Annotated in this window: 9 protein-coding genes and 1 tRNA gene; 2 read left to right on the top strand and 8 right to left on the bottom strand. The window is 58.2% G+C overall.

Going from position 1 to position 13,366, the window contains the following annotated elements; all coding sequences use genetic code 11:
* The first annotated feature begins 463 nt into the window (after positions 1–463).
* Positions 464–1,159 (top strand): hypothetical protein, encoded by a 696-nt coding sequence (locus tag DMX12_RS17715; protein WP_110679019.1) that lies wholly within the window; start codon positions 464–466, stop codon positions 1,157–1,159.
* An 83-nt stretch (positions 1,160–1,242) separates the two neighbouring features.
* Here the strand turns inward: DMX12_RS17715 and DMX12_RS17710 are convergent, their stop codons facing one another.
* The 7 genes from DMX12_RS17710 to rpsU form a co-directional block, all read right to left on the bottom strand.
* On the bottom strand, positions 1,243–1,683 hold the full coding sequence (locus DMX12_RS17710) for a hypothetical protein (protein WP_110679018.1): 441 nt from the start codon (positions 1,681–1,683) through the stop codon (positions 1,243–1,245).
* 1 nt (position 1,684) lies between these two features.
* The gene (locus DMX12_RS29145; RefSeq protein WP_146226848.1) at positions 1,685–2,584 is read right to left on the bottom strand and encodes an endonuclease/exonuclease/phosphatase family protein; all 900 of its coding nucleotides are present in this window, start codon (positions 2,582–2,584) and stop codon (positions 1,685–1,687) included.
* Positions 2,585–2,940: 356 nt separating this feature from the next.
* Positions 2,941–3,017, bottom strand: a tRNA-Ile gene (locus DMX12_RS17705).
* Positions 3,018–3,033: 16 nt separating this feature from the next.
* Positions 3,034–6,777 carry a bifunctional diguanylate cyclase/phosphodiesterase gene (locus DMX12_RS17700; RefSeq protein ID WP_110679015.1) on the bottom strand — a complete coding sequence of 1,248 codons (3,744 nt, stop codon included), beginning with the start codon at positions 6,775–6,777 and terminating at the stop codon, positions 3,034–3,036.
* A gap of 296 nt (positions 6,778–7,073) precedes the next feature.
* Positions 7,074–8,924 (bottom strand): RNA polymerase sigma factor RpoD, encoded by a 1,851-nt coding sequence (gene rpoD / locus DMX12_RS17695; RefSeq protein ID WP_009682803.1) that lies wholly within the window; start codon positions 8,922–8,924, stop codon positions 7,074–7,076.
* Between the two features lie 67 nt (positions 8,925–8,991).
* Positions 8,992–10,971 carry a DNA primase gene (gene dnaG, locus DMX12_RS17690; protein ID WP_110679013.1) on the bottom strand — a complete coding sequence of 660 codons (1,980 nt, stop codon included), beginning with the start codon at positions 10,969–10,971 and terminating at the stop codon, positions 8,992–8,994.
* Positions 10,972–11,273: 302 nt separating this feature from the next.
* A complete protein-coding gene (gene rpsU, locus DMX12_RS17685) occupies positions 11,274–11,489 on the bottom strand; it encodes a 30S ribosomal protein S21 (protein ID WP_003255575.1) in 216 nt (71 codons plus the stop codon).
* Positions 11,490–11,693: 204 nt separating this feature from the next.
* Between rpsU and tsaD the strand changes: the two genes are divergently transcribed.
* Entirely contained in the window at positions 11,694–12,719 is a 1,026-nt protein-coding gene (gene tsaD / locus DMX12_RS17680; protein ID WP_009682801.1) for a tRNA (adenosine(37)-N6)-threonylcarbamoyltransferase complex transferase subunit TsaD, read from the top strand.
* A gap of 16 nt (positions 12,720–12,735) precedes the next feature.
* Here the strand turns inward: tsaD and plsY are convergent, their stop codons facing one another.
* Positions 12,736–13,305 carry a glycerol-3-phosphate 1-O-acyltransferase PlsY gene (gene plsY, locus DMX12_RS17675; protein WP_110679011.1) on the bottom strand — a complete coding sequence of 190 codons (570 nt, stop codon included), beginning with the start codon at positions 13,303–13,305 and terminating at the stop codon, positions 12,736–12,738.
* Between the last annotated feature and the right edge of the window lie 61 nt (positions 13,306–13,366).

The following is a 13,366-nucleotide window of genomic DNA, read 5'->3' as shown; positions in this document are numbered from 1 at the left end:
CCCAATCCCTAGCGTCAGGCCTGAAACCCCTGCCACCACGGGCGGCGCTCGATTCATCAGCGCCCATTGGATCAGAAAAAGCAACGCCAAAATTGAGCGGTGCATTCTGAAAAAATCCGAGCGCACCCCTACTGCCATTGAGTCTAATGCCGCAGAGCGCGGCTACGAGCTGCCAGTTTCTCGTGCAATGGCTTTGCATTCCATTGCAAAACTTTGCACTCAGTGCAATAGCCGATCAGCTGCCAGAGCCCGTAGCGGGCCTGGGCTGGGCGTTCAATTGCACTACCCACGGCCATTGCACTTTTTTGCGACGGGTAGTGCGTCGGCGGGAGGGGGATAAGTGATTTTCCGACCAATTTTTTTTCCAAATGAGATTTTACGAGCGGGGCACCTCCCTCCCTCCCTTCCGCCAGCGAGCGCGTATGGCATACTGCCGCCTCTAGACCAAAGTAATGGTAGGAATATGGATATTGAAAGTTTCGCTCAGTGCTTGCAGTTCATAGATTTGAACAGTACGGCAAAATCATCGTTGGATAAGTATCTGCCGATAATAACTACGCTGCTTGGGACTGGAGTGGGCTTTGGACTAAACCAAATAGTGACTTTGCGCAAGGAGGGTAAAACTAAAAGCAATAAAGTAGATTGCTGTTATGAAGATATTCATGAACTGCAAGATATTTGCAAGCATATGCTTAGGGAACTGTCGGAAATATCCGAGCATTTAGAACGGAAGAGTCGTCCTAGTGGACACAATTTGCATTCCAGCATAAGTTTGCCTTTGCTTGAAAAGTACTACCCTGAGATTTCGCATACGTTTACTGTAAATCAAAGATATTGGGTTAAGGTAATAACCAGAAAGTTGGGAGAGGTGAATGAGGGGATTGATTCGCTTCTGGCTATGCGCGATGAAAAATCGCTATATCGAGTCTCGATAGATGTAATAAATTTGCAGGCTAGTTTTTTGGAGTTGTTGAAGCTAAGTCTGTGGGTCTTGGCTGGAGAGCAGCTTGAGTTTTCTGAGGAGTATGAAATGCTCTCAGAGCTGGATATTAGTGAAAATAGAATAAAAGCTTTGAAAAGGCTTAAAGAGAATGCGGAAAAGGATGACTCGGTCTTAGGGCTCTCGGCATACAAAAGCGCGGCTGCGGGAGCGAAATAGGGGATTTATCGTGCACTTTACTAAGAGAGATATTTGCGCACAGAAACCCGTCGTCTGACGGGTTGCTCTGGATTGTGCGGAGATCAAGCGTCAGGCTTCAGCTTTCGCTTCATCAGAGAGTAGAGTTTTTCTCCAACATCGGGGCGACTGAGTAAGTGCTGAAGCGCCTGTTCAAGTGCTTCCTTGTTCTCACAGTAGTTTTCAGATTCATCGCTTACAATTTTGCAAGGATAACCATTAGGGTCTAACTTCCAGCCAGCGATTTCAACGGCATCCTTGTTTTCAGCAAGTGGATTTTTTGCGCCGATAAACTGATAGTCAGGTTTTGGCTGCCCCCCTGAAATTCCTACTAAAACTGAGAAAGGATTTGTTTTAGTGTATATGTGGATCTCTAGTTTTCCATCAAATGCCTGGAGGAGTTGATCGTTCAAGTTGCTAAATACTGAGCGAATCTCAGCTTTATTCCTTTCCGCCTGTTGGGCGGCTCCTAAGCCTTTTTCTAGAGAACTAATAAAATCAACCATGTTAAGCTACCCTTTCAATTGTTCCATATACCGGTAAGTGGTCAAATTTTGAGGACGAGTCTTTTACCAGTTGAGTGTAGTCCGAAAATTCGAGGATGTGCTCACAGTCGTTTGCTAAGCGCCACTCTCTCGCATCTACAAACGCATGTGAAAAAATCACTTGGTCAAAGGTGTGCCAACGGGTTACTTCTCCGGATTTATAGTAATAGCTTCCAGCAATTGGGCTCTCACTTTGAGGTTTGGATAAATATTTCCAAAATGGATTGTAAAGCAAATGTTGCCTACGATGGACTAGATCTATATCTCGAGAAGCCATCAATTGTTGGCTCATCGATTCATCAAAGGGTTCATCGTTGTAATCGCCAAGCAGCACAACGAAAGGGTTTGCCGATCCACTAACAATTATGTCATCTATACTGTCGCGCAATCTCATGCCGAGCAAGTGTCGCTTGGCATCATGCTGGTGGCACCACAGTCTACTTGGCCAGTGAGAAATATAGATATGGAACAGTGATTCGGAGCCAGAGACGAAAAGCTCTAGTTTTTTTGCTACTTTTAGGGTTGAGCTCCCACGGTCCGAGGTGATGTCTTTTGATGAGTAAATATAGATTTTCTTACTGTTGTAAATGTAGCAAACATCGAAGCTCGATCTCCCTGCCTTGGAGATCTCATTCACGAATATATAACCCTCAGTTTTACATTTTGAAGATATGTAAGCGAAATCCTCGTTAGACATCTCACCTAAAGCTATCAAATCGGCGTGGCTTACTGCCATAAGGTACAGAATCACAGAGCAGGCCACATCTCGTTGCTCTAGAGTTGAACGAGTAACAGCCGATGGAGCCAAACTTGTGTTCCACCAGGCAAAGGTAATTTTCTGTTGAGCATCATCAGAGCTCATTTCTCTACAATCCATGCTCACCCAGTCCATCGGCGGGTTACTAGCCCCGCATCAGCCAAATCTGCATTTATTGACGATCGGAATGATACGCCGCAGGCTCGCACTAAAGGAACCCAGCTGATTAGCTCATCATGATGAGGAATCGAAGATTCTGCAGGCAAAAGGGAGGTTAGATCCTCAAGCGGAGGTAGGAGACGTGCGTTGGGGGCTCTTGTTGCTCGCTGTCTTTGCACAAGCATAGGCAGCGGTTTCCGCGGTCGCAGCGTAATGTGGACGAAACGGGGACGAAACGGGGAAAATTATGACCCAAAAACACCAATGGCCTACGGTTTTTAGACGTAAGCCATTGATTTTATTGGTGGGCCCACACGGACTCGAACCGTGGACCAAAGGATTATGAGTCCTCTGCTCTAACCGACTGAGCTATAGGCCCTCAGTAAGTGGCCGGATTATAACGAGGGTTTCGCACCTGTGCCATCTGAAAGATCCGATAGTGCTATGCGAAGGAACGAAGCGGCGAATTCCTCTGGCGGCAGTGGCAGGCTGACGATGTAGCCCTGGATCTGCTCGCAGCCTTCCGCTGCCAGGAAACGCTGCTGCGCCTGGTTTTCCACCCCTTCGGCAATGATGGTCAATTGCATGCTGCGGCCCAGCGCGATGATCGCCCGGGCGATGGCTGCATCGTGGGGGTCGTCAGGTAGGCCGCGGATGAACGACTTGTCGATCTTGAGGATATCCAGCGGCAGGCGCTTGAGGTAACTCAGCGATGAATAGCCCGTGCCGAAGTCGTCAATGGCCAACTGCACGCCCAGTTTCTTCAGCTGGTGGAGCACGACCAAGGCTTCTTCGGCCTGGCTCATGATGAAGTTCTCGGTAATTTCCAACTGCAGGTCGCCCGCCTTCAGGCCGTAGGTCTTGAGTAATTGCTCGATGCGCTTGGCCAGGCCGTGATGGCGCAATTGGGCGCCTGCCAGGTTGATCGAAAGCGGGCCGAACGCTTCATAGTCCCGCTTCCAGCGATGCATCTGCCGGCAGGCCTGCTCCAGTACCCAGTCACCCAACTGCAGGATGGTGCCGTTCTCTTCGGCCAGGTGGATGAAGTGCTCGGGCGGCACCTCACCGAAGGTCGGGTGGCTCCAGCGGATCAGTGCTTCGGCGCCGACCAGGCTCTGGGTCTTGAGGCTGAGCTTGGGCTGGAAGCACAGGCTCATTTCATTGCGCTCCACGGCGCGGCGCAGTTCATGCTCCAGGGCAATGCGTTCGCTGGCCTGGGCGGTGAGGTCGCGGGTGTATGCCTCGACGCGGTTGCGGCCCTTGGCCTTGGAGCGGTACATGGCGGCATCGGCGTTGCGGATCAGCGTGGCGACGTCGCTGCCGTCTTGTGGATACAGGCTGATGCCGATACTGGCGCTGGTGAAGAACTCGTGTTCGCCAGCCTGGAACGGTGCGTTGAAGCAAGCCAGCAATTTGTTGGCGATGGAGCTGGCGTCGCTGGGCTTGTGCAGGCCGGGCAGCAGGATGATGAACTCGTCGCCACCCAGGCGGGCCACGGTGTCGACGTCACGGACCTGCTCTTTCAGGCGCTGGGCGATGCCTTTGAGCAGCAGGTCGCCGACAGGGTGGCCGAGGCTGTCGTTGATATGCTTGAAGCGGTCAAGGTCAAGGAACAGCACCGCACCCTGTCGGTTGGACACCTGCGCACAGGCCAGTGCAGCCTGTAGGCGGTTCTCGAACAAGGCGCGGTTGGGCAGGCCGGTCAGTGGGTCGTGGTGGGCCTGGTAGTCGAGCTTGGCCTGGGCATGCTTGAGGCTGGAAATATCAGCGAACACTGCGACGAAATGGGTGATTTCGCGCTCGGTGTTGCGCACCGCGCTGATGGTCAGCCAGCTGGGGTAAAGCTCCCCGCTCTTGCGTTTGTTGAAGATCTCGCCTTGCCAGTGGCCTTCAGCGGTCAACTGGTGCCACATGGCGGCGTAGAAGGCACTGTCGTGCTGGCCAGAGGCGAGCAGGCGCGGCGTTTGGCCGAGGGCTTCGATTTCGCTGTAGCCGGTAATTTCGCTGAACGCACGGTTGACCGCGCTGATGCGCTGGTCGATGTCGGTAATCAGTACGCCCTCGGCAGTGTTCTCGAATACCGTGGCGGCCAGTTGCAGTTTTTCCTGCATGAGGTGGCGTTCGGTAATGTCGCGGGCGATGGTCAGCATGCAGTCGATCCCGGCAATCGGCAGTGGCCTTGCCGAGAGTTCGCACAAGCGAATTTGCCCGTCGCTGCGGCGAATGTGGCAAGTGAAATCACGCACGAAGCCGTCGCGGTTCAACTGGTCGACCAGGCGTTTGCGCTCGTTGAGGTCGACCCAGATGCCAAGGTCCAGCGACGTCTGGTCGATGGTCGGGTTCAGATCGTAGCCGGTCAGGCGGCAGAAGCCTTCGTTCACCTCCAGCAGCAAGCCGTCACTCTGGCGCGACAGCAGCAGCCCGTCGGGTGAGGCATGGAAGGCCTTGGCGAATTTTTCTTCAGAGGTTTGCAGTTGCTGCTGGGTTTCCTTGAGCTGGCTGATGTCGCGTACCGCCACTACCAACGCGGGGGTGCCGTCGAGCTCGAAGGTTTCCGCCGAGGTCAGGCCGGTAAACAATTGGCCATTGCTGCGGCGGAAGGTCATTTCCAGGTTGCGGATACCGCCTTGGTGCAGGCGCTCCAGCACCCGTGGTCCGCTGCCTTCCACGCCCCACAGGTTGAGCTCGGTAGCGGTACGGCCGATCACCTGGTCCGGCGCCAGGCCGATCTGTTCCTCGAACGCCTCGTTCACCTCCAGCAGGCAGCCATCGCTGTGGCGTGCGATAAGCAGGATGTCGGGGCATTGCTGGAACACCGAGGCGAATTTTTGCTCGGACAACCGCAGGGCGTCCTCGGTGCGCTTGGTTTCGCTGATGTCGATCATCAGGCCGCGCATCACGGGGTGGTGGCCATGTTCGATCATGCTGACGATGTTGCGTACCCAAAGCGCTTGGCCGTCGGCGCGGATGACTCGGTAATCGAGGCTGTGGTCGCGCCCAGCGGCGGTTTCGCTGTCGCAGTACGCCTGGGCCCACAGGGCATCTTCCGGGTGCAGTATGCTGCGCCAGAAGCCCGGTTTCAGCCAGTCGGTCAGCGGGTAGCCGAGCAGGCCCTCGGCGTGGGGTGACACATAGCTGTAGGTATAGTCATTGGCGTCGGCTTCCCAGGCAATGGCTGAAAGGCTTTCGACCAGCCCACGGTAGTGGTATTCGCTGCTGCGCAGCTCCTGCTCCAGGGCAATGCGGCGGGAAATTTCCGAGCTGAGCCGGCGGTTGATGCGGATGACAATGGCCAGTACGCCCATCAGGAACAGCACGGTTGGCAGGCCGTACACCAGCAAGTCGGACCAGAACATCCGCTGGTCAACCACATTGCCCACCCAGCGCTGCTGGATCTCGCTGATTTCGCCGCTGCTCATGTCGGCCATCACTTTGTCGAGAATGCCGACCAGTACGGGATTGTTGCGCGGCACGGCCATGGCCAGCTGATAGCGATAGGGTGTTTCACCGCTGACATACAGGCCATCGAGCTTCAGCTGGCGCAGGCTCCAGATACTCGATGCCAAGTCCCCGACCACAGCATCCACCTGGTCGGTGGCCAGGGCCTGCAGCGCCGAGCTGACGTTAGGCAGTGCCACCAGGTTGAGGTCTGGGTGGTGGGTGCGCAGCAACTCATGTGGCGCATAATTTTCGACTACGGCAATTTTCAGCCCATACAGGTCTTGCAGGTTGCGCGGTTGAGCGCCGCCCTTGTGGGCGAGGATCACGATGGGAAAGTCCAGGTAGGGCCTGGTGAAGGACAGGTAGGCCTGGCGTTCTGGGGTCGACATGATGCCGGGCAGCAAGTCGATACGGTTTTCGCGTGCCTGTGCCAATACCTCGGTCCAGTTACTGGGCTCGACCGGTTTCAGTGTCACGCCCAGGCGTTGCTGGATCTTGGCGATGTAATCGGCGGCCAATCCCTGGTAGCGGCCCTCCTGGTCGCGAAACTCGAACGGCGGCCAGGAGGCATCTACGCCCAGGCTCAGCTGCGGGTGGGCAGCCAGCCAGGCTTGCTCCTCGTCTGTCAGGGTAAGGGCGCCGGCCGTTGTGCTCCAGACAATCAGGATCAGCAACAGGATGGCCGGCTTCAGGGGCATGACGGCCTCGCTTTCAGGTGGTCTGAAGTCGAGTGTAGACGGGCATTGCTGCTGGTGTGCGGAAGAACAAAAGGCCTTTTGTCAGATACAACAGTGCCTTGAGAAAAAACCAGGCCTGGGCCTAATGCGAGTCAGTTAAGTAATTTGGGGTCGCTTTGCGACCCTTCGCGGGCACGCCCGCTCCCACAGGGGATCGCGCATTTCTTGAGTGGGAGCGGGCGTGCCCGCGAAGGGCTGCAAAGCAGCCCCAGTAACGCTTAACTAACAGGCATTAGGCCTGGGCCGGGGTTTGTTCATCACTCGTCGAGGAAGGAGCGCAGGTGCTCGCTGCGCGTCGGGTGGCGCAATTTGCGCAACGCCTTGGCTTCGATCTGACGGATCCGCTCACGGGTCACGTCAAACTGCTTGCCTACCTCTTCGAGGGTATGGTCGGTGTTCATGTCGATACCGAAGCGCATGCGCAGCACCTTGGCTTCGCGTGCGGTCAGGCCCGAGAGCACGTCACGGGTGGCTTCTTTCAGGCTCTCGACCGTGGCTACATCGATCGGGGACTGCATGGTCGAGTCCTCGATGAAGTCGCCCAGGTGCGAGTCTTCGTCGTCACCGATCGGGGTTTCCATGGAAATCGGCTCTTTGGCGATTTTCAACACCTTGCGGATCTTGTCCTCAGGCATTTCCATGCGCTCACCCAGCTCTTCCGGGGTCGGTTCGCGACCCATTTCCTGCAGCATCTGCCGGGAAATACGGTTGAGCTTGTTGATCGTCTCGATCATGTGCACCGGAATACGAATGGTGCGAGCCTGGTCAGCGATCGAACGGGTGATTGCCTGGCGAATCCACCAGGTGGCGTAGGTCGAGAACTTGTAACCACGACGGTATTCGAACTTGTCCACCGCCTTCATCAAGCCGATGTTGCCTTCCTGGATCAGGTCGAGGAACTGCAGGCCACGGTTGGTGTACTTCTTGGCGATGGAGATAACCAGACGCAGGTTCGCCTCGACCATTTCTTTCTTGGCGCGGCGGGCCTTGGCTTCACCGATCGACATGCGACGGTTGATTTCCTTGATCTCGGCAACGGTCAGGCCGGTTTCGGTCTCAAGGTCGATCAGCTTTTGCTGGCAAGCGACGATGGCGGCGTCCTTTTCACCCAGGGCAGCAGCCCATTTGGTGTTGCGCTTGGCCAGGTCACCGCTCCAGGTCTGGTCGGTTTCGTTGCTTGGGAACATGCGCAGGAAGTCGGCGCGCGGCATGCGGGCGTCACGCACGCACAGCTGCATGATGGCGCGTTCTTGCTGGCGCAGACGGCTCAAGGCGTCACGCACGCGCTCGACCAGTACCTCGAACTGCTTCGGTACCAGTTTGATCGGCATGAACAGGTCAGCCAGGGCCTGCAGGGCCTCGATGCTTTCCTTGTGGTTGCGACCGTGTTTCTTCAGAACCTTATTGGTGACCTGAAGCTGGTCGTTGACCGCACCGAAACGCTGTGCGGCGACAACGGGGTCGGGACCGCTTTCGGTCTCTTCTTCGTCGTCACTGCCTTCGCTTTCTTCGTCTTCCTCGTCCGACTCTTCCTTGGCCGCTGGGGCCTTGGCGCCGATGACTGGCACCTCGTCGGTAGGCGCTGCAATATTGTCGTCAGGGTCGATGTAACCGCTGAGAACATCGGACAGGCGGCCACCTTCGGCGGTGACACGGTCATATTCGCCGAGAATGTAATCGACAGTGCCCGGGAAGTGGGCGATGGCGCCCATGACTTCACGAATGCCTTCCTCGATACGCTTGGCGATTTCGATCTCGCCTTCGCGGGTCAGCAGCTCGACCGTACCCATTTCGCGCATGTACATGCGCACCGGGTCGGTCGTGCGGCCGATATCGGTTTCAACTGCCGCCAACGCAGCAGCGGCTTCTTCGGCCGCGGCTTCGTCGGTGTCGGCTTCCGCCAACAGAAGGGCATCCGCATCCGGAGCACTCTCGAATACGTTGATCCCCATGTCGTTGATCATGCGGATGATGTCTTCCACCTGTTCCGGATCTGAAATATCCTCAGGCAGGTGGTCGTTGACCTCCGCGTAAGTCAGGTAGCCCTGCTCACGACCGCGGGTGATCAACTCTTTGATACGAGACTGCTGTTGCGCTTTTCCGGACATAACACCCTATCCACTGAAGGTCTTGGCGGGCAAAAAACAAGCCGAGGATTATACCCGAGCATGGGCCTCACGCGCCAGATGAGGTCGGCGTTTGTGCGGGAACATTCCGGCTCAGCAAGGCGAGGAGCTGGGTTTTTTCCTCGCTGGTCAATTCGCTTTGACGTGATTTCCTGAGCAGTTGTTCCAGGCTGCGCTCGCGTTGGCGGGCGGACAAGCTAGTAATGGTGTCGAAAAACTGTTGTTCAAGGTTGTCGGCCACGATCAGCCATTCCTTTTCTGCCAAGGCCCGCAGCAGGCGGCCCTGTTCGGTGCCATGCCAGCGTGCAATCAGCTGCATTGAGCTTAGCCCAGGATTTTTCTGTGCGGCTTCGATCAATGCCACCAGCAGTTGGCTGTACAGGTGCTCTTCGTCGGCAAAGTGGCTGGCATCTTCCACCTTGCCCGCCAGCAGCGGGTGGTGCAGCAGGGTGCGCAGGGCCGCCAGGGTAGGTGGTTCGACCGGCGCCGGCACCCGTGGCGGCGCTTCATCGCGCTGCCAGTTTTTCCCGCCCTTGCGGTTCTTGTCCCATGGTTTGTCGCCCCACGGCTTCTTGCCGCCGCCCTTGTTGGGCTTCCAGGCCTGCTCCTGCTGGAACGGCGCCGGCTCGAACTGCGGCATGTCACCATAGTCGGGGGTGTAGCTGGCCATGGCGTCGTAATCGTAGCCAGGGTCGTAGTCCGGCATGCTGGTGGGCGCGGGTGCATGCTGGGCCAGTTGCTCGACCTGTTGAGGGTCGAGGCCGGTGATTTCTCTCAGGCGGTTGCGCATCAGCTGGCGCAGGTTGGCGCCGGGAATCTTTTCGATCAACGGTGCGGCCAGGGTCGCCATGTGGGCCTTGCCTTCCAGCGAGCGCGGGTCGGCTTCGACGCCCAGTTGCTCGAAGAAGTAGTCGGCCAGCGGCTGGGCGTGCTGGTTGATGCGGGCCATGAAGGCGTCGGTGCCTTCGGCGCGTACCAGGCTGTCTGGGTCTTCGCCTTCAGGCAGGAACAGGAAGCGCGCCCGACGGCCGTCCTGCAGATTGGGCAGCGCCGATTCCAGCGCGCGCCATGCCGCTTTGCGCCCGGCCTGGTCGCCGTCGAAGCAGAACAGCACGCTGGGCACCACGCGGAACAGGCGCTTGAGGTGTTCTTCGCTGGTGGCGGTGCCAAGGGTGGCCACGGCATTGCGCAAGCCTTGCTGGGCGAGGGCGATGACATCCATATAGCCCTCGACAACGATGATTTCGTCGAGGTTGCGGTTGTGCTTGCGCGCCTCGTACAACCCGTACAGTTCCTGGCCCTTGTGGAATACCGGGGTTTCCGGGGAGTTCAGGTACTTGGGTTTGTCGTCGCCGAGCACCCGGCCACCGAAGGCGATGATGCGCCCGCGGCTGTCACGGATGGGGAACATTACCCGGTCGCGGAAGCGATCGTAGCGCTTGCCGCTTTCGGCGTTCTCGATCAGCAGGCCGGCATCGATCATCACCTTCTGCTGCAGGGCGTCGGCGCCTAGGTGCTTGAGCAGGTTGTCCCAGCCGGGCGGGGCGAAGCCCAGGCAGAAATCGCGGGCAATTTCCCCGGACAGGCCACGGCCTTTGAGGTAGTCCACCGCCGCCTTGCGGGTCGGGTGGCTGCGCAACGCCTGGCGGTAGAACTCGGAGGCTGCATCCAGCAGTGGGTATAGTGGCGAATCGGTGGGCTGGCGTGGCTTGTTGTCACGGCGCCCTTGTTCGCGGGGCACTTCCATGCCGGCGGCGCGGGCCAGCTCCTCGACGGCCTGGGGGAAATCCAGGTTGTCGTGGTCCATGACAAAGCCCAGGGCGTTGCCACCGGCGCCGCAGCCGAAGCAGTAGTAGAACTGCTTGTCGGGGCTGACCGTAAAGGAAGGGGTTTTTTCCTTGTGGAACGGGCAGCAGGCGGAGTAGTTCTTGCCGGTTTTTTTCAGCTGGACGCGCGAACTCACCACATCGACGATGTCGAGGCGGTTGATCAGGTCGTCAATGAAGCTCTGGGGAATCAGCCCGGCCATGGCAGTCTCGTCATCTGGCAACTGGCAAGTCTAATCGCTCGCGCGCCGAATGGGGCGGGTGCCGCTTGATATGGTGCGAGGAAATGTGTGCTCGCCGCCGGCCACTAGGGGCCCGTCAGTCTGACGTGCACGTCTGGTCATGGAACAGCGAAGACCAGCTCTGACGTTTCAGGCAGGTTGCCCGTATGCAGTTCGCGTGAAGCTTGTGCGGGGCCTTGGGCTGGCTGCCCAAGTGTAAAACGACCACTGCCATCGCCCGGCGTTAGCCGGGCAGGGCAGAAGCTTTGCGTTGAACGCCTGTATTAGTACAGACGAACGGCGCGGCGCTGTTCGCGCTGAACTTTCTTGGCGTGACGCTTAACAGCAGCAGCTGCCTTGCGCTTACGCTCTGCGGTCGGCTTCTCGTAAAACTCGCGGCTACGAACTTCAGCCAGTACACCGGCTTTTTCGCAGGAGCGCTTGAAACGACGCAGAGCTACGTCGAAGGGTTCGTTCTCTTTAACTTTGACGGCTGGCATCCAGGGCTACCTTAATTCATTACCGGGGTAGACGTGCTCCTGGCAAAACAAAGGTGTGCTGGAGAACGTCGGTTTTCAAGGGTTGCGGATGTTAACCCTTAGCAAGCCGGAATGCAAAGCCTCTGATCGAAAACCGCTGGTCGGCACTCGGCACGGGGACTATCATGCGCGGCTTCGAATTCAGCCCCCACAAGGGACGAGCCCATGCTAGTACTGGGATTGGAAACATCCTGCGACGAAACTGGCGTCGCATTATACGACAGCGAACGCGGTTTGTTGGCCGACGCGCTGTTCAGCCAGATCGACCTGCACCGCGTGTTTGGCGGTGTGGTGCCCGAGCTTGCCTCGCGTGACCACGTCAAGCGCATGCTGCCCCTCATCCGCCAGGTGCTGGACGAGGCGGGCTGTGTCGCCACCGAAATCGACGCCATCGCCTATACCGCCGGCCCCGGCCTGGTCGGGGCCTTGCTGGTGGGGGCGTCGTGCGCCCAGGCGCTGGCATTTGCCTGGGACATTCCGGCAATTGGCGTACACCACATGGAAGGCCACCTGCTGGCGCCCATGCTGGAGGAGAACCCGCCCGAGTTTCCGTTCGTCGCTTTGTTGGTGTCCGGCGGCCATACCCAGCTGGTTCGGGTGGATGGCATCGGCCAATACGAGCTGCTGGGCGAGAGCCTGGACGATGCCGCTGGCGAAGCCTTCGACAAGACCGCCAAGCTGATTGGCCTGAATTACCCGGGTGGCCCGGAAATCGCGCGCCTGGCCGAGCAGGGCGTGCCTGGGCGCTTTGTGTTCCCCAGGCCGATGACCGATCGCCCTGGCCTGGAATTTAGCTTCAGTGGCCTGAAGACGTTCGCCCTGAACACCTGGCAGCAGTGCAAGAATGCTGGCGACGACGGCGAGCAAACCCGTTGCGACGTGTCGCTGGCATTCCAGCAGGCCGTGGTAGAGACTTTGACCATCAAGTGCAAGCGGGCCCTCAAGCAGACGGGCCTCAAGCGCCTGGTCATCGCCGGTGGCGTAAGTGCCAACAAGGCCTTGCGCGCCTCGCTGGAAGAGATGCTGGCCGGCATGAAGGGCAACGTATATTACGCGCGGCCGCAGTTCTGCACCGACAACGGCGCGATGATCGCCTATGCCGGCTGCCAGCGGCTGCTGGCCGGGCAGCAGCAGGGCCTGGGGATCAGCGTGCAGGCACGCTGGCCGATGGAGCAACTGCCACCGCTGTAACGGTGGGCGGCAAGGTTCAGAAGTGGCGTTCGCGCCCGGCAAACAAATCGCGCAGGTTGCTGCGGTGGCTCCAGACGATCAAGGCGGTGAGCACCGTGATCGGCAGCAGGGCTTCCGGCTCGCGCCAGGCCAGCAATGGCAAGGTCAGCGGGGTGGCGATCAGCGCGGCCAGCGAGCTGGTACGGGTGAGGTAGAAAATCAGCAGCCAGGCGCCAACCGCCAGCAGCGCGGCGGGGAAATACAGGCCCATGAGCATGCCGGCAGCCGTCGCCACGCCTTTGCCACCCTGAAAGCGGAAGTACACTGGAAACAGGTGGCCCAGCACTGCATACACGCCTACCCAGGCCTGTTCTTGCAGGTCCAGCCCGGCGAGGCGGGCGAGCAATACTGGCAGCAGGCCCTTGAACAGGTCGCCAAGCAGGGTCAGGATCGCCATTTTACGGCCTGCCAGGCGTAGCATGTTGGTAGCGCCGGCATTGCCTGAACCACTGGAACGCGGGTCCGGGCTGCCTGAGAGGCGGCTGAGAACAATGGCGAAGGACAGCGAGCCGAGCAGGTAGGCGAGCAACGCCAGTAACCAAAACATGCTAACTATTCCGGGCGAGGACGCCCTGATTCTAACGGCGCCAGTCGCCCTTGTCGTGCTG

Source organism: Pseudomonas sp. MB-090624, from assembly GCF_003205245.1.
Taxonomy (GTDB): domain Bacteria; phylum Pseudomonadota; class Gammaproteobacteria; order Pseudomonadales; family Pseudomonadaceae; genus Aquipseudomonas; species Aquipseudomonas juntendi.
Note: the sequence above shows the minus strand (reverse complement) of the source record. Positions and strands in the feature narration are given on the sequence as shown.